This window comes from Pseudomonas sp. PB3P13 (assembly GCF_054897735.1).
On record NZ_CM142702.1, the window covers coordinates 4,976,145 to 4,993,349 of the forward strand.

At 59.4% G+C, this 17,205-nt stretch carries 14 protein-coding genes; 10 read left to right on the forward strand and 4 right to left on the reverse strand.

Annotated features, from left to right (window positions below; translation table 11 throughout):
* Positions 1 to 4: 4 nt before the first annotated feature.
* Positions 5 to 1,060, reverse strand: coding sequence for a biotin synthase BioB (gene bioB / locus ACYZT1_RS23005; protein WP_462016828.1), 1,056 nt, complete (start codon positions 1,058 to 1,060; stop codon positions 5 to 7).
* A gap of 91 nt (positions 1,061 to 1,151) precedes the next feature.
* On the opposite strand from bioB, the gene ACYZT1_RS23010 reads away from it, so the two are divergent.
* The 5 genes from ACYZT1_RS23010 (at position 1,152) to rarD (ending at position 7,039) form a co-directional block, all read left to right on the forward strand.
* Positions 1,152 to 1,892 (forward strand): ComF family protein, encoded by a 741-nt coding sequence (locus ACYZT1_RS23010; protein ID WP_462016829.1) that lies wholly within the window; start codon positions 1,152 to 1,154, stop codon positions 1,890 to 1,892.
* A gap of 57 nt (positions 1,893 to 1,949) precedes the next feature.
* Positions 1,950 to 2,714 (forward strand): TOBE domain-containing protein, encoded by a 765-nt coding sequence (locus tag ACYZT1_RS23015; RefSeq protein WP_462016830.1) that lies wholly within the window; start codon positions 1,950 to 1,952, stop codon positions 2,712 to 2,714.
* 99 nt (positions 2,715 to 2,813) lie between these two features.
* Positions 2,814 to 4,715 (forward strand): PhoX family protein, encoded by a 1,902-nt coding sequence (locus ACYZT1_RS23020; RefSeq protein WP_462016831.1) that lies wholly within the window; start codon positions 2,814 to 2,816, stop codon positions 4,713 to 4,715.
* A gap of 256 nt (positions 4,716 to 4,971) precedes the next feature.
* Positions 4,972 to 5,946, forward strand: a complete 975-nt coding sequence (locus ACYZT1_RS23025) for a serine/threonine protein kinase (protein ID WP_462016832.1) — start codon at positions 4,972 to 4,974, stop codon at positions 5,944 to 5,946.
* Positions 5,947 to 6,151: 205 nt separating this feature from the next.
* Complete coding sequence (rarD, locus tag ACYZT1_RS23030) at positions 6,152 to 7,039, forward strand: EamA family transporter RarD (protein WP_462016833.1); 888 nt, start codon at positions 6,152 to 6,154, stop codon at positions 7,037 to 7,039.
* A gap of 215 nt (positions 7,040 to 7,254) precedes the next feature.
* Here rarD and ACYZT1_RS23035 read toward each other — a convergent pair whose 3' ends face one another.
* Positions 7,255 to 7,773 (reverse strand): glycine cleavage system transcriptional repressor, encoded by a 519-nt coding sequence (locus tag ACYZT1_RS23035; protein WP_046045336.1) that lies wholly within the window; start codon positions 7,771 to 7,773, stop codon positions 7,255 to 7,257.
* 526 nt (positions 7,774 to 8,299) lie between these two features.
* On the opposite strand from ACYZT1_RS23035, the gene ACYZT1_RS23040 reads away from it, so the two are divergent.
* On the forward strand, positions 8,300 to 10,477 hold the full coding sequence (locus ACYZT1_RS23040) for a malate synthase G (RefSeq protein ID WP_462016834.1): 2,178 nt from the start codon (positions 8,300 to 8,302) through the stop codon (positions 10,475 to 10,477).
* A gap of 173 nt (positions 10,478 to 10,650) precedes the next feature.
* Here ACYZT1_RS23040 and ACYZT1_RS23045 read toward each other — a convergent pair whose 3' ends face one another.
* Positions 10,651 to 11,097 (reverse strand): response regulator, encoded by a 447-nt coding sequence (locus tag ACYZT1_RS23045; protein ID WP_462016835.1) that lies wholly within the window; start codon positions 11,095 to 11,097, stop codon positions 10,651 to 10,653.
* Positions 11,098 to 11,354: 257 nt separating this feature from the next.
* Here ACYZT1_RS23045 and ACYZT1_RS23050 point away from each other — a divergent pair, with 257 nt between their 5' ends.
* The 4 genes from ACYZT1_RS23050 (at position 11,355) to ACYZT1_RS23065 (ending at position 15,595) form a co-directional block, all read left to right on the forward strand.
* Complete coding sequence (locus tag ACYZT1_RS23050; protein ID WP_462016836.1) at positions 11,355 to 13,289, forward strand: DUF294 nucleotidyltransferase-like domain-containing protein; 1,935 nt, start codon at positions 11,355 to 11,357, stop codon at positions 13,287 to 13,289.
* Complete coding sequence (locus ACYZT1_RS23055; RefSeq protein WP_462016837.1) at positions 13,286 to 13,993, forward strand: 3'-5' exonuclease; 708 nt, start codon at positions 13,286 to 13,288, stop codon at positions 13,991 to 13,993. The genes ACYZT1_RS23050 and ACYZT1_RS23055 overlap by 4 nt, the downstream gene beginning before the upstream one ends.
* Before the next feature lie 115 nt (positions 13,994 to 14,108).
* Positions 14,109 to 14,627 (forward strand): RNA polymerase sigma factor, encoded by a 519-nt coding sequence (locus tag ACYZT1_RS23060; protein WP_462016838.1) that lies wholly within the window; start codon positions 14,109 to 14,111, stop codon positions 14,625 to 14,627.
* Positions 14,624 to 15,595, forward strand: coding sequence for a FecR domain-containing protein (locus tag ACYZT1_RS23065; RefSeq protein WP_462016839.1), 972 nt, complete (start codon positions 14,624 to 14,626; stop codon positions 15,593 to 15,595). Before ACYZT1_RS23060 ends, ACYZT1_RS23065 begins: the two co-directional genes overlap by 4 nt.
* A gap of 88 nt (positions 15,596 to 15,683) precedes the next feature.
* On the opposite strand, the gene ACYZT1_RS23070 is transcribed toward ACYZT1_RS23065, so the two are convergent.
* Positions 15,684 to 17,059, reverse strand: a protein-coding gene (locus ACYZT1_RS23070; protein WP_462016840.1) for an IS3 family transposase whose coding sequence is annotated in 2 segments (ribosomal slippage) — positions 15,684 to 16,586 and positions 16,589 to 17,059 — 1,374 coding nt in all. Because the reading frame shifts where the segments join, the coding sequence is not laid out codon by codon here.
* Between the last annotated feature and the right edge of the window lie 146 nt (positions 17,060 to 17,205).

Here is a 17,205-nt window from a genome sequence, read left to right on the forward strand (position 1 = left end):
GCGCTCAAACAGCCGCGTTATAAAACTGCTCGCTGCTCTTGTGTTCCACCAACGCCTGCTCGATCGCCGCCTGGTGCACTTCATCCGCATGCTCTTCACGCGCCTCCGGCAGGATGCCCAGGCGCGAAAACAGTTGCATGTCCTTGTCGGCCTGCGGGTTGGCGGTGGTCAGCAATTTGTCGCCGTAGAAAATCGAGTTGGCGCCGGCGAAGAACGCCAAGGCCTGCATCTGCTCGTTCATCGCTTCGCGCCCAGCGGACAGGCGCACATGGGACTGCGGCATCAGGATGCGCGCCACCGCAAGCATGCGGATGAAGTCGAACGGGTCAATGTCCTCGGCATTTTCCAGCGGCGTCCCGGCGACTTTCACCAGCATGTTGATCGGCACCGATTCCGGATGCTCCGGCAGGTTGGCCAACTGGATCAGCAGGTTTGCACGATCATCCAGCGACTCGCCCATGCCAAGGATACCGCCCGAGCAGATCTTCATCCCGGACTCACGCACGTAGGCCAACGTCTGCAGACGCTCGCTGTAGGTGCGAGTGGTGATGATGCTGGCGTAGAACTCCGGCGAGGTGTCGAGGTTGTGGTTGTAGTAGTCGAGCCCGGCGTTGGCCAGCGCTTCGGTCTGGTCCTGATCCAGACGCCCCAGGGTCATGCAGGTTTCCAGACCCATGGCTTTCACGCCTTTGACCATCTCCAGCACGTAAGGCATGTCTTTGGCCGACGGATGCTTCCACGCCGCGCCCATGCAGAAACGGGTGGCGCCGATGGCTTTGGCGCGTGCGGCCTCTTCGAGGACCTTTTGCACTTCCAACAACTTCTCTTTTTCCAGCCCGGTGTTGTAGTGACCGGACTGCGGACAATATTTGCAATCTTCCGGGCAAGCGCCGGTTTTGATCGAAAGCAGCGTGGAAACCTGAACACGATTGGCGTCGAAATGCGCGCGGTGTACCGTCTGCGCCTGGAACAACAGGTCATTGAATGGCTGCACGAACAGTGCTTTGACTTCGGCCAAAGACCAATCATGACGCAAAGTTGCAGCGGTGCTGGCGCTCATGGGTATTTCCTTTGTTTTATGCTTGGCAGGCGACCGGGATGTGAATACCCACAGGCGCGACACGGATGTTCGGCATATTTAAGGAAGAGCCATGCGCTGTCAACCACAATACGAAGGACAGGTTTACATCTGGTTAAAAACCAAACAGCACTGTTTGCTATGCAACGAAGTGGCCGATGACGCTACGCCGATCTGCATGGCGTGCGAAACCGACCTGCCCTGGCTGGGCGAGCACTGCCGGACCTGCGCGTTACCATTACCGTCGGCGGGGCTGACGTGCGGTCAGTGCCTCAAACAACCGCCGGCGTTCGAACAGGTGGCGGTGCCATGGACCTACGGCTTTCCCCTCGACACCCTCATTACCCGGTTCAAACACAGTGCACGCTGGCCCTTTGGAAGGCTGCTCGGTGAACTTCATGCTCAGTACCTGCGCCATCGCTTTGAAGAAGACATGGATCGGCCCGACGCGTTGCTCCCGGTTCCATTGGCCGCAAAACGTCTGCGCCAGCGTGGCTTCAATCAAGCCGCCATGCTCGCCCGATGGCTGAGTGCAGGGCTCGACATTCCCTGTGATGAAAAAATCCTGTTGAGGATTCAGGACACCAGCGCCCAGCAGGACCTGAACGCCCAAGCGCGTAAAAAAAACCTGCGAAACGCTTTCGCCCTCGCGCCCGGTGCGCAGGTAGCGGGCCTTCATCTGGCGCTGGTGGACGATGTGCTGACCACGGGAGCGACGGCTCATGCATTGGCTCGACTGTTGATGGAGGCTGGCGCGGCGCGGGTCGACGTTTACTGCTTGGCGCGTACTCCCAAGCCAGGCGACATTGCTTGACGTCCAGGCTTGCAGCAGCCAACGTCCCGAGCATCGCCATCACCCAAGCTTCTCGCCATGTCCCTGCCCACGTTGTTGTCCCAGCACATCGTCCGTCGCCCGCAACGCATCGCGTTGCTGCAACACATCGCCGAACAGGGCTCGATCACCCGTGCGGCGAAAAGCGCGGGCCTGAGTTACAAAGCCGCGTGGGACGCCATCGCCGAACTGAACAACCTCGCGCAGAAACCGTTGGTGCAACGCAGCGTCGGTGGCAAGGGCGGCGGTGGCGCCAGACTTTCCAGCGAAGGCGAGCGGGTGTTGCGCCTGTATCAAAAACTGCAAACCCTGCAGGCGCAGGTGCTGGAAGCGGCGGAAGACGCCAGCGACCTCGACTTGCTCGGGCGCCTGATGCTCAGAACCAGTGCGCGCAATCAATTACACGGCAAGGTGGTCGCGATCGGCAGCCAGGGTCGCAATGACCTGATCCGGCTCGAACTGGCGGCTGGCCTGACGCTGGACGCCCAGATCACTCACGACAGCACGCTGCGTCTGGAGCTTGAACCGGGCATTGAAGTGGTGGCACTGATCAAGGCCGGATGGCTTGACCTGCTGGCGATTGACGACGTGGTGACGCCGGGACACAACGACCTGACCGGCATGATCGAAGAAATTCTCGAAGCCGAAGACGGCCCCAGCGAAGTGCGCATCGGCCTGCCCAACGGCCAGACATTGTGCGCGCTGGCGGAGCCGTTGCATCTGCGCGCTCTCAATCTGGCAGCCGATAAACCGGTGCGGGTGCAATTCGCGCCGTCCAATGTCCTGCTGGGCACACCGCTGTAATTCGCCATACCTGAATCTGTAGAAACCGCGGTGAAACGACTGCAACAAAAACTTCATCGTTGCTCTCTATGGTGACTGCAAAACTGCAGGGAGCCTGATGTGAGCCTATTAGAAGAAAACCAATCCACCGATCTCGAAAACATGGTCGGCCTCAGCCGCCGTGGCTTCATTAGCGCCGGCGCACTCTGCGGTGCCGCCATGTTTTTCGGTGGCAACCTGCTGAGCCGCAGCGTGCTCGCCGACAGCGTCAGCGCGGGTTCGAGCAAACTGCTGGGTTTCGCCGGCATCCCCGCCACCACCCGCGACGCCATTACCCTGCCGCCGGGCTACCAATCCTCGGTACTGATCAGTTGGGGACAGCCGCTGCACAAGGACGGTCCAGCCTTCGACCCGACTGGCAACGGCACAGCGGCGCAACAGGAAATGCAGTTCGGCGATAACAACGACGGCATGAGTCTGTTCGAATTCCCGGGCGAGAAAGACCGGGCGCTGATGGCGATCAACAACGAATACACCAACTATCGCTATCTCTACCCGCATGGCGGCATGCCGCAATCGGCCGACGAGGTGCACAAGGCGCTGGCCTGTGAAGGCGTGTCGGTGATTGAGGTCCAGCGTAAAGACAACCAATGGCATTTCGTTCAGGGCTCGCGCTACAACCGGCGAATTCACGGCAATGCGCCGATCCAGCTGAGCGGCCCGGCCGCGGGTCATGCGCTGATGAAAACCAGCGCTGATCCCGACGGCAAAACCGTGCTGGGCACGTTCCAGAACTGTGCCAACGGCATGACGCCGTGGGGCACTTACCTGACGTGCGAAGAGAACTTCACCGATTGTTTTGGCAGCAATAACGCCGAGCAAAAATTCGATGCCGCGCAGAAGCGCTACGGCGTGGTGGCCGCCAGCAAAGAGATCAACTGGCATCAGCACGACGAGCGCTTCGATCTGGCGAAGAATCCCAACGAACTTAACCGACATGGCTGGATCGTCGAGATTGACCCGTTCGATCCGCAATCGACGCCCGTCAAGCGCACGGCACTGGGTCGTTTCAAACATGAGAACGCCGCCCTGACCGAAACCGCTGACGGGCACGCCGTGGTGTACATGGGCGATGACGAGCGTGGCGAGTTTATTTACAAATTTGTCAGCCGCGACAAAATCAATCACAAAAATGCCAAGGCCAACCACGACTTACTCGACCATGGCACTTTGTATGTCGCGCGCTTCGACGCCGGCGACAGCAATGCCGATCATCCAAAGGGCCACGGTGAATGGATCGAACTGACCCACGGTAAAAATGGCATCGACGCCAGCAGCGGTTTCGCCGATCAGGCCGAAGTGCTGATCCATGCACGTCTCGCCGCCACTGTGGCAAAAGCTACGCGCATGGATCGTCCGGAATGGATTGTCGTCAGTCCGCAGGATGGCCAGGTGTATTGCACACTGACCAACAACGTCAAACGCGGCGAGGATGGCCAGCCGGTAGGCGGCCCCAACCCACGCGAGAAAAACGTCTACGGGCAGATTTTGCGCTGGCGTACCGAGCGCGACGACCACGGTTCAAGCACTTTTGCCTGGGACCTGTTTGTGGTTGCCGGCAATCCCGCCGTGCACGCGGGCACACCAAAGGCCGGCTCGTCCAACATCACCGCGCAGAACATGTTCAACAGCCCCGACGGCTTGAGTTTCGACAAGGCCGGGCGCTTGTGGATCCAGACAGATGGCGACTCAAGCAATGCCGGGGATTATGCGGGCATGGGCAACAACCAGATGCTTTGCGCAGATCCGGTTACCGGTGAAATCCGGCGGTTCATGGTGGGGCCGGTGGGTTGCGAAGTGACAGGCATCGCGTTTTCACCGGATCAGAAAACCTTGTTCGTCGGTATCCAGCATCCCGGGGAGAATGGCGGCTCGACATTCCCGGAGCATTTGCCGAACGGTAAGCCGCGGTCTTCGGTGATGGCGATTACGCGTGAAGATGGTGGAATAGTAGGCGCTTGACAGGGCCTCTTCGCGGGCAAGTCGGGATGCCGCACCACACGCTCCCACAGAGGGTTGCGGTACGTCGCAATAACGAGCACACCGCAAGACCCTGTGGGAGCGTGGCTTGCCCGCGATGGCGTCAGAACAGTCACCACCTGTTCATGATCGTTCTCACGTTCTGCATGGGAACGATCCCACAGTCACCACCTATCTTCGGCAGTCTGCGCTACCATGCTTGGCCGGACGCGGCAGCCTGCTGCGCGCAGGAGTCAGCATGGCCCACCCGTTTGCAACGCTCACCCCCGACCTCGTGCTCGATGCCGTCGAAAGCATCGGATTTCTCAGCGACGCGCGCATTCTGGCGCTCAACAGCTACGAGAATCGCGTCTACCAGGTCGGCATCGAAGACTCCGAGCCGCTGATCGCCAAGTTCTATCGCCCGCAGCGATGGACCAACGAAGCGATTCTCGAAGAACACCAATTTACCTTTGAGCTGGCCGAGTGCGACGTGCCCGTCGTCGCGCCGATGATTCACAACGGCGCCAGCCTGCACGAACACAACGGTTTCCGTTTCACCCTGTTTCCGCGCCGCGGCGGCCGGGCGCCGGAACCTGGCAACCTCGATCAGCTGTATCGCCTCGGCCAATTGCTGGGACGTTTTCATGCGATGGGTTCGACAAAGCCTTTCGAACACCGCGAAGCGCTGGGCGTGAAGAATTTCGGGCACGACTCGCTGACAACGTTGCTCGAAGGCAACTTCATCCCGAAAAGCCTGCTGCCCGCTTACGAGTCGGTGGCCCGCGACCTGCTCAAGCGGGTCGAAGAGGTCTACAGGGCAACGCCGCACCAGAATATTCGCATGCACGGTGATTGCCACCCCGGCAACATGATGTGCCGCGACGAAATGTTCCACATCGTCGACCTCGACGACTGCCGCATGGGCCCTGCGGTGCAAGACATCTGGATGATGCTCGCCGGCGACCGTCAGGAATGTCTGGGGCAGTTGTCGGAATTGATGGACGGCTACAACGAGTTTCATGATTTCGATCCACGCGAACTCGCGCTGATCGAGCCGCTGCGCGCTTTGCGCCTGATGCACTACAGCGCCTGGCTCGCCCGCCGCTGGGACGACCCGGCGTTCCCGCACAGCTTTCCGTGGTTTGGTACCGAGCGTTATTGGGGCGATCAGGTCCTGGCGTTGCGCGAGCAGTTGGCTGCTCTCAACGAAGAACCCCTGAAATTGTTTTGACACACCCAAATCCTTTGTGGGAGCGAGCCTGCTCGCGAAGACGGACTTTCATTCAACAGAGACGTCGACTGACAAACCGCTTTCGCAAGCAGGCTCGCTCCCACAGGTATTGTGTTCACAACTGCCCGACCTGATCAGGCGGGACATTCGCCGACAAATCCCCTTACAATCCCCTCTTTGTTAGCTGCCTATGCAAGGATTCCGCATGCAAGCCGCCAACCCGCGTCGCGGGTACATTCTGGGCCTGAGTGCCTACATTATCTGGGGACTTTTCCCGCTCTACTTCAAAGCCATCGCCAACGTTCCCGCCGTGGAAATCATCATCCACCGGGTGCTCTGGTCCGCGTTGTTCGGGGGCTTGCTGCTGATGGTCTGGAAACATCCGGGCTGGTGGCGCGAGCTGCGTGAAAACCCCAGGCGGCTGGCGGTTCTGGCGCTGAGCGGTACGTTGATCGCAGCCAACTGGCTGACCTACGTCTGGTCGGTCAACAACGGTCGCATGCTCGAAGCCAGTCTCGGCTACTACATCAATCCGCTGGTGAACGTGTTGCTCGGCATGCTGATTCTGGGTGAGCGGCTGCGGCGTATGCAGTGGATCGCAGTGGGCCTGGCGGCGATAGGTGTCGCGCAGCAAGTCTGGCAAGTCGGCAGCCTGCCGTGGGTCTCGCTGGTGCTGGCGCTGACGTTCGGTTTCTATGGGCTGATTCGCAAACAGGCGCCGGTCAAAGCCCTGCCCGGCCTGGTGGTGGAAACCTGGATGCTGGTGCCGATTGCCGTTGCCTGGTTGTTGTTCAATCCCGGCGCCAGCAGTGCTCAAGCCGAATTCTGGAGCACCTCCGAGGCTTGGTGGCTGGTTGCCGCCGGCCCCGTGACGCTAGTGCCTCTGGTGTGTTTCAACGCCGCTGCACGGCATTTGCCCTACACGACATTGGGATTCCTGCAATACATCGCGCCGACGCTGGTGCTGCTGCAGGCTGTTCTTCTTTTCGATGAGCATTTGTCGTCCAGCACACTGGTGGCGTTCATGTTTATTTGGGCGGGGTTGGCGATTTATAGCGTTGATGCGTGGATAAGTCTGCGCCGTCGCAGCTGATCAGAAAACGTACAAACGTTTACAGGCCACGTCTGCCGTGGCCTGCGTAATTCCTTCCCAAGGTTATCCACAGCGTGATCCCCGCCGAATGTGCGCAACTTGTTGAAACTGATGGTTTTTTGATCAGAGTTCGAAGAAGCCCGGCCGGTGTGGGCTGGCGGGCTGTCTCTACAGGTTATCCACAGGCAGGTGCACGTTTACCTTGGATAACCTGATCAAGGCTCGCTGCGCAGCACCAACTCGACCATCAGGTCATCAGCGAGTGTTTCCAGACGCGACTGTAAAACATCCAGCGACAGCGTCAGCGGCACCGCGAGAATGGCTTCGGCGTGGAACAACGGCTCGCTGCTCATCGGCGCGGGTCGAACTTCAGTCACCAGCCGTTCAAGGTTGACGCCCTGTTCGCTTAATAAACGCGTGATGTCCCGAACGATGCCCGGACGATCATTACCCACAAGCTCCATGGCGATCGGTTTCCAGGTGCAGGATTGCTCGATGCCGCTTTCGGCGATCAGCACGCGTATGCCATGGGTCGACAACGCTTGCAGGGCGTCGACCAATTCATCGTAGGCCTCGGCCGGCACCCCCACCCGAAGAATCCCGGCGAACTGCCCGGCCATACGCGACATCCGGCTTTCCAGCCAGTTGCCCCCATGCTCGGCGATGCACTGGGCAATGCGCTCGACCTGTCCAGGCTTGTCCGGTGCAAATACAGTGAGTACGAGGTGGTCCATGGCGCAGCCCTTTTTTGTTGTAGAAAGAGAAGTATAGGCAAGCCATGTTCAGGCGCTGAATCAACTGACGCCTTCGCGAACAAGCTCGCTTCCACAGGATGTGCGCACTTCAAGCCTGCTCGCGATTGCTGCACCGCTGAGGGCCCTGCGAACGACAAATCGTGTACAACTTTTGATATTTAACTGGAACAATCTGATAGTTTTTTGAGAACATCCCGCTCCCCGTCGTGACTGCAATGCGTCATGGCGTCGCAGAACGACGTAAATGGTCTGATTTTCACAAGCGCAATTCATCATGTAGTATGCCGCAGCGCGCACTACATAACCTTGGATCGATGTCTGCCACAGGCGCAGTCGCAACCCTGAAAGCCCTGTCAGCAAGGCCTCAAAGCCGTTGATCGGTTACCACCCAGCCGCCTGAAATGGCATGTACTGGTAGAAGGGGTTTGTGGTTTAAATAGCCAGAGGCTTCATTGTTAATTTGAAGAGCTGAAAAGCGAAATAGCTGAGCAGAGTGAGGCAAGCAATGACTGAACACGTTCAAGTCGGTGGCCTTCAGGTCGCCAAAGTCCTGTTCGACTTCGTGAACAACGAAGCCATTCCCGGTACCGGTCTCACCGCCGACGCGTTCTGGGACGGTGCCGACAAGGTCATTCATGACCTGGCGCCGAAGAACAAAGCCCTACTCGCCAAACGCGATGATTTTCAGGCTCGCATCGATGCCTGGCATCAGACTCGCGCAGGTCAGGCGCATGACGCGGTGGCCTACAAAGCCTTCTTGCAAGACATCGGTTATCTGCTGCCGGAAGCGGCCGACTTCCAGGCAACGACGCAAAACGTCGATGAGGAAATCGCCCGCATGGCCGGCCCGCAGCTCGTGGTGCCGGTGATGAATGCCCGCTTCGCGCTCAACGCTTCGAACGCCCGCTGGGGTTCGCTGTACGACGCGCTCTACGGCACCGACGCCATCAGCGAAGCCGATGGTGCGGAAAAAGGCAAAGGCTACAACAAGGTTCGTGGCGACAAGGTCATTGCCTTCGCCCGCGCATTCCTCGACCAGGCCGCGCCATTGGCCGCCGGCTCGCACGTTGACTCCACCGGTTACAAGATCGTTGACGGCAAACTGGTGGTCGCCCTCAAGGGTGGCAGCATTTCCGGATTGCTCGACGATGTCCAGCTGATCGGTTTCCACGGCGATGCCGGCGCACCGACCGCGATCCTGCTGAAAAACAATGGCCTGCATTTCGAGATCCAGGTCGATGCCAGCACGCCGGTCGGCCAGACCGACCCCGCCGGCATCAAAGACATCCTGATGGAAGCCGCACTCACCACCATCATGGACTGTGAAGACTCGGTCGCTGCCGTCGATGCCGACGATAAAGTGGTGATCTACCGCAACTGGCTCGGCCTGATGAAAGGCGACCTGGCGGAAGAAGTGTCCAAGGGCGGCAAGACGTTTACCCGCACCATGAATGCCGACCGCACCTACACCGGCGTCGATGGCAAGGAATTGAGCCTGCATGGTCGTTCGCTGCTGTTCGTGCGTAACGTGGGTCACCTGATGACCATCGATGCGATTCTCGACAGCCAGGGCAACGAAGTGCCGGAAGGCATTCTCGACGGTCTGGTCACCAGCCTCGCGGCGATTCACAGCCTGAACGGCAATAGCTCGCGCAAGAACAGCCGCGCCGGCTCGGTGTACATCGTCAAGCCGAAAATGCACGGACCGGAAGAGGTCGCATTCACCAACGAGTTGTTTGGTCGTATCGAAGACGCGCTCGAGCTGCCGCGCAACACCCTGAAAGTCGGGATCATGGATGAGGAGCGCCGCACCACGGTCAACCTCAAGGCGTGCATCAAGGCTGCCAGCGAGCGCGTGGTGTTCATCAACACCGGTTTCCTGGACCGTACCGGCGATGAAATCCACACCTCGATGGAAGCCGGCCCGGTGGTCCGCAAGGCCGACATGAAGGCCGAGAAGTGGATCGGTGCTTATGAAAACTGGAACGTCGATGTCGGCTTGAGCACAGGCCTGCAGGGCCGCGCGCAAATCGGTAAAGGCATGTGGGCAATGCCCGACCTGATGGCGGCGATGCTCGAACAGAAAATCGCTCACCCGATGGCGGGCGCAAACACCGCGTGGGTGCCCTCGCCGACTGCAGCTGCGCTGCACGCGCTGCATTACCACAAGGTTGACGTGTTCGCCCGTCAGGCCGAACTGGCCAAACGCGAACGTGCGTCGGTGGACGATATTCTGACCATCCCGCTGGCGGTGAATCCGGACTGGAGCGCAGAACAGATCAAGAACGAACTGGACAACAACGCCCAGGGCATTCTCGGTTACGTGGTGCGCTGGATCGACCAGGGCGTGGGCTGTTCGAAAGTGCCGGACATCAACGATGTCGGCCTGATGGAAGACCGTGCGACGCTGCGCATTTCCAGCCAGCACATCGCCAACTGGCTGCGCCATGGCATCGTTACCCAAGACCAGGTCATGGAAAGCCTCAAGCGCATGGCGCCGGTGGTTGACCGTCAGAACGCCAACGACGCGCTGTACCGTCCGCTGGCGCCGGATTTCGACAGCAACATTGCCTTCCAGGCAGCGGTCGAACTGGTGGTTGAGGGCACCAAACAGCCGAACGGCTACACCGAGCCGGTGCTGCACCGTCGTCGTCGCGAATTCAAGGCGGCCAATGGCCTGTGAGTGAGCGTTGATGCCGGATGAAAAAAGGCCCTGATCTTTGGATCAGGGCCTTTTTATTTGCGAATGCAACGCCCCTGTGGGAGCGAGCCTGCTCGCGATGAGGCTGTGAAGATGAAAAATCACTGGCTGACACTCCGCCATCGCGAGCAGGCTCGCTCCCACAGGGAAACGCGCTACGGCTCCATCCCCAACTCATGCTTGACCAGCTCAAGCAATCTGACGCTATCGATAGGTTTGAGCAGAAAGTCGACGACGCTCAAATGCATCGCCGTAATCGCGTCCTGCACATCGGCGTCACCGGAAACGATGATGAACGGCATGGCCGCGCGCACCGATTCCCGAACCTGGCGGATCAGGTCCAACCCATCTATCTGGCCCATGCGCAGATCGGTAATGACCAGGCCAATCGACGGTTTTTCGCTCAGCATCTTCAATGCAGTTTCACCGCTGGCCGCGGTCAGGCAGCGGATACCGTCCAGCCCCAGAATCTCCGACAACAGCTCTCGCGCATCTTTATCGTCGTCAACGATCAGCACCCGTTGAGGCGGTAAATCAGGTTCGAGCATGACCGCGCTCAGCGCCTCGCGCTCGGCGTCAGTCAAAATATCGTGGTCGGACATGGCTTTCTCTAAGTTTTCAATTCAATCCCTAGCACAGTGGTGAGACATCGCTAAGTGGCCCGACAATGTGCACTTCGTCGGAATTATTTCCAATAGGTAAAAGCATAGGGTCTTCCCATAGTTACGTAAGGTTTTTCCGAAATTTCATAAGCTCTGCTGCCTACCTAGACTTACGTCCAATGGGCACCCCGCGCGCGGGGGTCGACCATGGCTCAGTCATCCGACGACAACAATTCCAAAAGAACGCGGTAACGGTCATGAGTAAAGCGGACGCCTTCACACAGGCAGGGAAAACCGCGGTGTTGCAGAACATCCAGGGCACGTTGCAATTCCTTCAGCGCTTCCCGCCCTTCAACCAAATGGAACACGCACACCTGGCGTACCTGGTGGAACAATGTCAGCTGCGTTTTTATGCGCCCGGCGAAAGCATCATCAAGCCTGCCGATGGCCCGGTTGAACACTTCTACATCGTCAAGCAAGGCCGGGTGGTGGGCGAGCGTCCGCACACGGCCAAAGGTGGTACCGAAACCACCTTCGAGATCACCACCGGCGAATGCTTCCCGCTGGCGGCATTGCTCGGCGAGCGCGCGACGCGCACCGAACACCTCGCTGCCGAAGACACCTTTTGCCTACAACTGAACAAGCTGGCGTTCATCAAACTGTTCGCCCTTTCCAACGCGTTTCGCGACTTTGCCCTACGGGGTGTGAGCAGTTTGCTCGATCAGGTTAACCAGCAAGTTCAACAGAAAGCCGTGGAAACCCTCGGCACGCAATATTCGCTCAATACCCGACTGGGTGAATTGGCCATGCGCCATCCGGTCACGTGCAGTGCCGCGACGCCGTTGCGTGAAGCCGTGACCTTGATGCATGAGCAGCAGGTTGGCAGCATCGTGATCGTCGACGAAGACAAAGCGCCGCTGGGGATTTTCACCCTGCGCGACCTGCGTCAGGTGGTGGCGGGCGGCACCAGCGATTTCGACGAGCGCATCGAAGGGCATATGACCCGAGCGCCGTTTTTTCTGTCGCCGGACCACAGCGCCTTCGACGCGGCGATCGCCATGACCGAGCGACACATCGCCCATGTCTGTCTGGTCAAGGATCAACGCTTGTGCGGCGTGGTCTCCGAGCGCGATCTGTTTTCCCTGCAACGAGTCGATCTGGTGCATCTGGCCCGGACCATTCGCAGCGCCCAGCGCGTGGAAAACCTGGTGGCGTTGCGCGGTGAAATCGGCCAGTTGGTAGAGCGCATGCTCGCCCATGGCGCGTCGTCGACGCAGATCACGCACATCATCACCTTGCTCAACGATCACACGGTGTGCCGGGTGATCGAGTTGACCCTCGCCGAGAAAGGCGACCCCGGTGTGCCGTTCAGTTGGCTATGTTTCGGCAGCGAGGGCCGTCGCGAACAAACGCTGCACACCGATCAGGACAACGGCATTCTGTTCGAAGCACGGGACGCGGCACACGCCGCCGAGATTCGCGGCAAGCTGCTGCCGATCGCCCAGCAGATCAATCAGAGCCTGGCGTTGTGCGGCTTCACCCTGTGCAAGGGCAACATCATGGCGGGCAATCCCGAGTTATGTTTGTCCCGGGGCGAGTGGGCGCGACGCTTCGCGGCCTTCATCCGCGAGGCGACGCCGGAGAACCTGTTGGGTTCGAGCATCTATTTCGATTTGCGTGTGGTCTGGGGCGATGAGTCAGGTTGCGAACAACTACGCAGGGGGATTCTGGATCAGGTGAGCGACAATCGCTTGTTCCAGCGCATGCTCGCCGAAAACGCGCTGCGCAACCGCCCACCCGTGGGACGTTTGCGCGAGTTTGTGTTGGCGCGCAAGAATGGTGAAAAAGCCACGCTTGACCTGAAAATCCAGGGCCTGACACCCTTTGTCGACGGCGCGCGCCTGCTGGCACTGGCCCATGGCGTCGCAGCCAACAATACCCTGGAGCGTTTTCGTCAGCTGGTGGCCAAAGAGGTCATCGAGCGGCTGGATGGCGCGGCGTACGAAGAGGCCTATCACTTCATTCAGCAAACCCGCATGCAACAACATCAGCTGCAGACGCGCGAAAATCTGCCCTACTCCAACCGGGTCGATCCGGACAGCCTCAACCATCTGGATCGACGAATCCTGCGTGAATCCCTGCGCCAGGCCCAGCGCCTGCAAAGCAGCCTGGCCCTGCGGTATCAGTTATGAACCTGTTTTCGTGGTTGCGTCCGGCCAGTGTGGCGTTATCGAGCGAGTTGCAACAGCGCCTGCAACGCTTGCCGGCCAAAGCCGAACTCAGCGCATGCAGCCTGCGTGAGCAACGCTGGGTGGTGCTCGATCTGGAAACCACCGGGCTGAATCTGAACAAGGACCGGGTGTTGTCGATCGGTGCAGTGGTGATCGAAGACGGCGCGATCGACCTCGGTCAGCAGTTCGAACGCACGCTGCAATGCAGTGAACTCAAACTCGGCCCGAGCGTGCTGATTCATGGCCTGGGGCCGAGTGCGATTGCCGCCGGCAGCGACCCGGCGCAGGCCTTGCTGGAGTTCATGGAGTTTGTCGGCGACAGTCCGCTGCTGGCGTTTCATGCGCCATTCGATCAGCACATGCTCGGGCGCGCATTGAAGGATTATCTGGGCTACAAATTGCATCATCCGTTTCTGGACGTGGCGGACCTTGCGCCGTTGCTGTGTCCTCAAGCGAACATTCGCGAGGCGGGCCTGGACGAGTGGATTGAGTGGTTCAAACTCGAGGTGTTCGAGCGCCACAATGCCAGCGCCGATGCGCTTGCCACGGCAGAACTGGCGTTGATCCTGTTCAGCCGCGCGCGGCAGCAGCAGATTCATAGTCCGTTGAATCTGCAGCAGCGGGTGAGTCAATGGAAACGCCGGCAGCGGGCGCCGTCGTTCTGATCGTGGCGATCCCGACACGGGCCACCCGACCAGTGGCCAATTGCTTACCTCCCCCGCCTCTGCCACAATCGCGAACAATTCTCGTTAGTTAACGCTTCCCAATCGGTGATGCTGCGTGTCGTCAGTCCAAAGCCCTCACAGTGAGCTCGTCGGTGCGTTATACCGAGACCATCGCGGCTGGCTGTTGACGTGGCTTCGGCGCAACGTGGCGTGCCCGCAACGGGCAGAAGACCTGAGTCAGGACACGTTCGTGCGCTTGCTCGGTCGGGAGGAATTGAAGGAACCTCGCGAGCCGCGTGCGTTTCTGGTGGCGATTGCCAAAGGCTTGCTGTTTGACTATTTCCGCCGCGCCGCGCTGGAGCAGGCCTACCTGACGGAACTGATGCTGCTCCCGATCGGCGAACAACCCTCGATCGAAGAACAGCAGCTGATACTCGAAGACCTGAAAAACATCGACCGCCTGCTCGGCAAACTCTCGAGCAAAGCGCGGGCCGCGTTCCTTTATAACCGTCTCGATGGCCTCGGTCATGCCGAAATCGCGAAGCGTCTGGGCGTGTCGGTGCCGCGCGTGCGTCAGTATCTGGCCCAAGGCATTCGCCAGTGCTACATCGCGCTGTACGGTGAGCCGGTGTGAATCCGAGCTCCAAACCCGTTTCGGCACAAGTGCTGGACGCCGCGATTGCCTGGCAGTTGTCGCTCGATTCCGGCAACCCGGTTGAGCGCGAAGAATTTGCCAAGTGGCACGCTGCTCACGAAGAACATGCCCGCGCCTGGCGCCAGTTGGGGATGCTCGATCAGCGTTTCAGCGTGGCCAGCGGGCCGGCCCGTGCTGCATTGTTGCAATCGCGCGAGGGCATCCGCCGCCGGGTGCGCAAGCTGGGCAGCGGTCTGGCAAGCGTGGTGGCGGTGGTCGGTCTGGCTTTGTTCGCCGGGGATCGTTATCTGCCGGTCGACTACTGGCTGGCGGATCAGCGCACCGCGACCGGTGAACAACGCACCCTGCGCCTGAGCGACGGCACGTTGATCAACCTCAATACCCACAGCGCGGTGGACGTGCGCTTCGATCAAAAGCAGCGTCTGATTGTCTTGCAGGAAGGTGAAATGCTCGTCGAAACCGGCCACGGCGATGCGCGGCCGTTTATTGTCGAAACCCGCGAAGGCAGCCTGCGGGCATTGGGTACGCGGTTTCTGGTCAAGCGCGAAGACGAAGGCACGCGTCTGAGCGTGTTGAAATCAGCCGTGGCCGCTCATCCGGAGTCGAGCCAGGAGGAGCAGATTCTGCGCGAAGGTCAGCAGGTGCTGATGCGCAGCAACGGCCTGGGGCCAATCGTTGCGCTCAACCTCGGCGCCGATGCCTGGACCCGCGGCATGCTGGTGGTAGACGACACGCGACTGGAAGACCTGCTGCACGAACTCGGCCGCTATCGCCGCGGGCATCTGGGTGTCGCGCCGGACATTGCCGACTTGCGGATCACCGGCAGTTTTCCGCTGCACGATACTGATCTGGCTTTGAATGCCTTGCTGCCGACGCTGCCGGTGCAGATCGAGCAGCGCACGCCGTGGTGGGTGACGGTGGTGGCGAAGGCTGAAGCCAAGCCCTGAAACTTGTTTCGATTGACAAATCGCCTTCGCGAGCAGGCTCGCTCCTACAGGGGATTGAAGTGCGCCCCAAAACCTGGACACCGGTTGGCTAAGCTATCGCGAACTGCGCCCTGTACGCTACAGGGCTCAGTCCGCCCAGTTTCATCTTGATTCGATCATGGTTGTAGTAACGGATGTATTCATCCAGCCCGGCTTGCAACTGGGCCACGCTGTCGAAGCGCTCGCGGTAGAAATATTCAGACTTCAATGTGCCAAAAAAGCTCTCCATCGTCGCGTTGTCCAGGCAGTTTCCCTTGCGCGACATGCTTTGTTCCAGGCCCGCTTTTTCCAGGCGTTCCCGGTAATCCGGGTAGCGGTAGTGCCAGCCTTGATCGGAGTGCAGCAGGGGCTTGACAGTCTCAGGTAGCCGCTCCAGAGCTTTCTCCAGCATGTCACCCACCAAGGTATAGCGAGGCCGGGTGGCGGTCTGATAAGCGACAATTTCGCCATTGTAGAGATCCAGCACCGGAGACAAGTACAACTTTTCACCCGCCACTTTGAACTCGGTGACATCCGTGACCCATTTCTGATTCGGCTGCCCGGCCTCGAAATCGCGAGCCAGCGTGTTGGGCGAGGCTTCGCCCATCAGCCCGCGGTATGAGCGGTATTTCTTCGGGCGCACCGTGCACTTGAGACCCAATTCGTCCATCAGCCTTCGCACCGTTTTACTGTTAACCCTCTGGCCGATGTTACGTAGCGCAGCAGTCATCCGACGATAGCCATAACGCCCCTTATGGGTGGCCTGGATGCTCTGGATAGCGGCTTTCAGTGAGGCGAACCGATCTCCACTCGCCATTGCCTTGGCTTGATAGTAGTAAGTGCTGCGTGGCAGGTCGGCGGCTTCAAGCAGCTCATCGAGCGCAAAATGCTCTCGCAACTCAGTAACTAGCGTGGTTTTTTGCCGACGGCTTTCGCCTGCTCCTGCCTTTTCTTCTCCTCCCTGAACTCTTTGAGCTTTTTTAGCCAGGCATTCTCCACCTGGAGCTTGCGAAGCTTGATCAGCAACTCTGCGTGCGAAAGGTCATCATCACTTGGCGATGTCGGGTCAGGAATCTTGTCAGGTGGCAGGGTCATGGCGGTGTTCAATCCTTTCCCTGCAGACAGGGCTTCGAAGCCGCCACTGTAATACCGCTGCTGCCATCTGCCCACCTGGCTTGAGTTGCCAAGATTGAAAAGGGCCGCCACGCGACGTAAAGACAGCTTGTCTCGCCACATGCGCTGTAGAACGCCGAGTTTGAACTCAGGGCTGTAGACCCTGTTGCGAACCTTCAGGCTGGCATCACCATGCAACCGGTAGGCCTCCACCCAGCGGCGAAGCAAGGTAGGGTCCATCTGGAATTGGGCTGCTATGAAGCGAAAACCTCTGCCTCGCTCGAGAAAAGCGGTGATAGCAGACAACTTGAATTGCGATGTGTACTGACTCATGAAAACACCCCAGAGATTGGATTGGATGTCCAACTTCTGGGGCGCACTTCAGATCGCGGTCGAATGTGGGAGCGAGCCTGCTCGCGATGGGGTCATCAGCCTCCCCAGGAAAACCGGTTTCACCCAACATCATTTGTACCAATGAT

Coding starts and splice junctions, on each gene's coding strand:
- ACYZT1_RS23025 (WP_462016832.1), top strand. CDS start 4,972: ATGGCCCACCCGTTTGCAACGCTCACCCCCGACCTCGTGCTCGATGCC.
- bioB (WP_462016828.1), bottom strand. CDS start 1,060: ATGAGCGCCAGCACCGCTGCAACTTTGCGTCATGATTGGTCTTTGGCC.
- ACYZT1_RS23050 (WP_462016836.1), top strand. CDS start 11,355: ATGAGTAAAGCGGACGCCTTCACACAGGCAGGGAAAACCGCGGTGTTG.
- ACYZT1_RS23055 (WP_462016837.1), top strand. CDS start 13,286: ATGAACCTGTTTTCGTGGTTGCGTCCGGCCAGTGTGGCGTTATCGAGC.
- rarD (WP_462016833.1), top strand. CDS start 6,152: ATGCAAGCCGCCAACCCGCGTCGCGGGTACATTCTGGGCCTGAGTGCC.
- ACYZT1_RS23010 (WP_462016829.1), top strand. CDS start 1,152: ATGCGCTGTCAACCACAATACGAAGGACAGGTTTACATCTGGTTAAAA.
- ACYZT1_RS23015 (WP_462016830.1), top strand. CDS start 1,950: ATGTCCCTGCCCACGTTGTTGTCCCAGCACATCGTCCGTCGCCCGCAA.
- ACYZT1_RS23045 (WP_462016835.1), bottom strand. CDS start 11,097: ATGTCCGACCACGATATTTTGACTGACGCCGAGCGCGAGGCGCTGAGC.
- ACYZT1_RS23035 (WP_046045336.1), bottom strand. CDS start 7,773: ATGGACCACCTCGTACTCACTGTATTTGCACCGGACAAGCCTGGACAG.
- ACYZT1_RS23040 (WP_462016834.1), top strand. CDS start 8,300: ATGACTGAACACGTTCAAGTCGGTGGCCTTCAGGTCGCCAAAGTCCTG.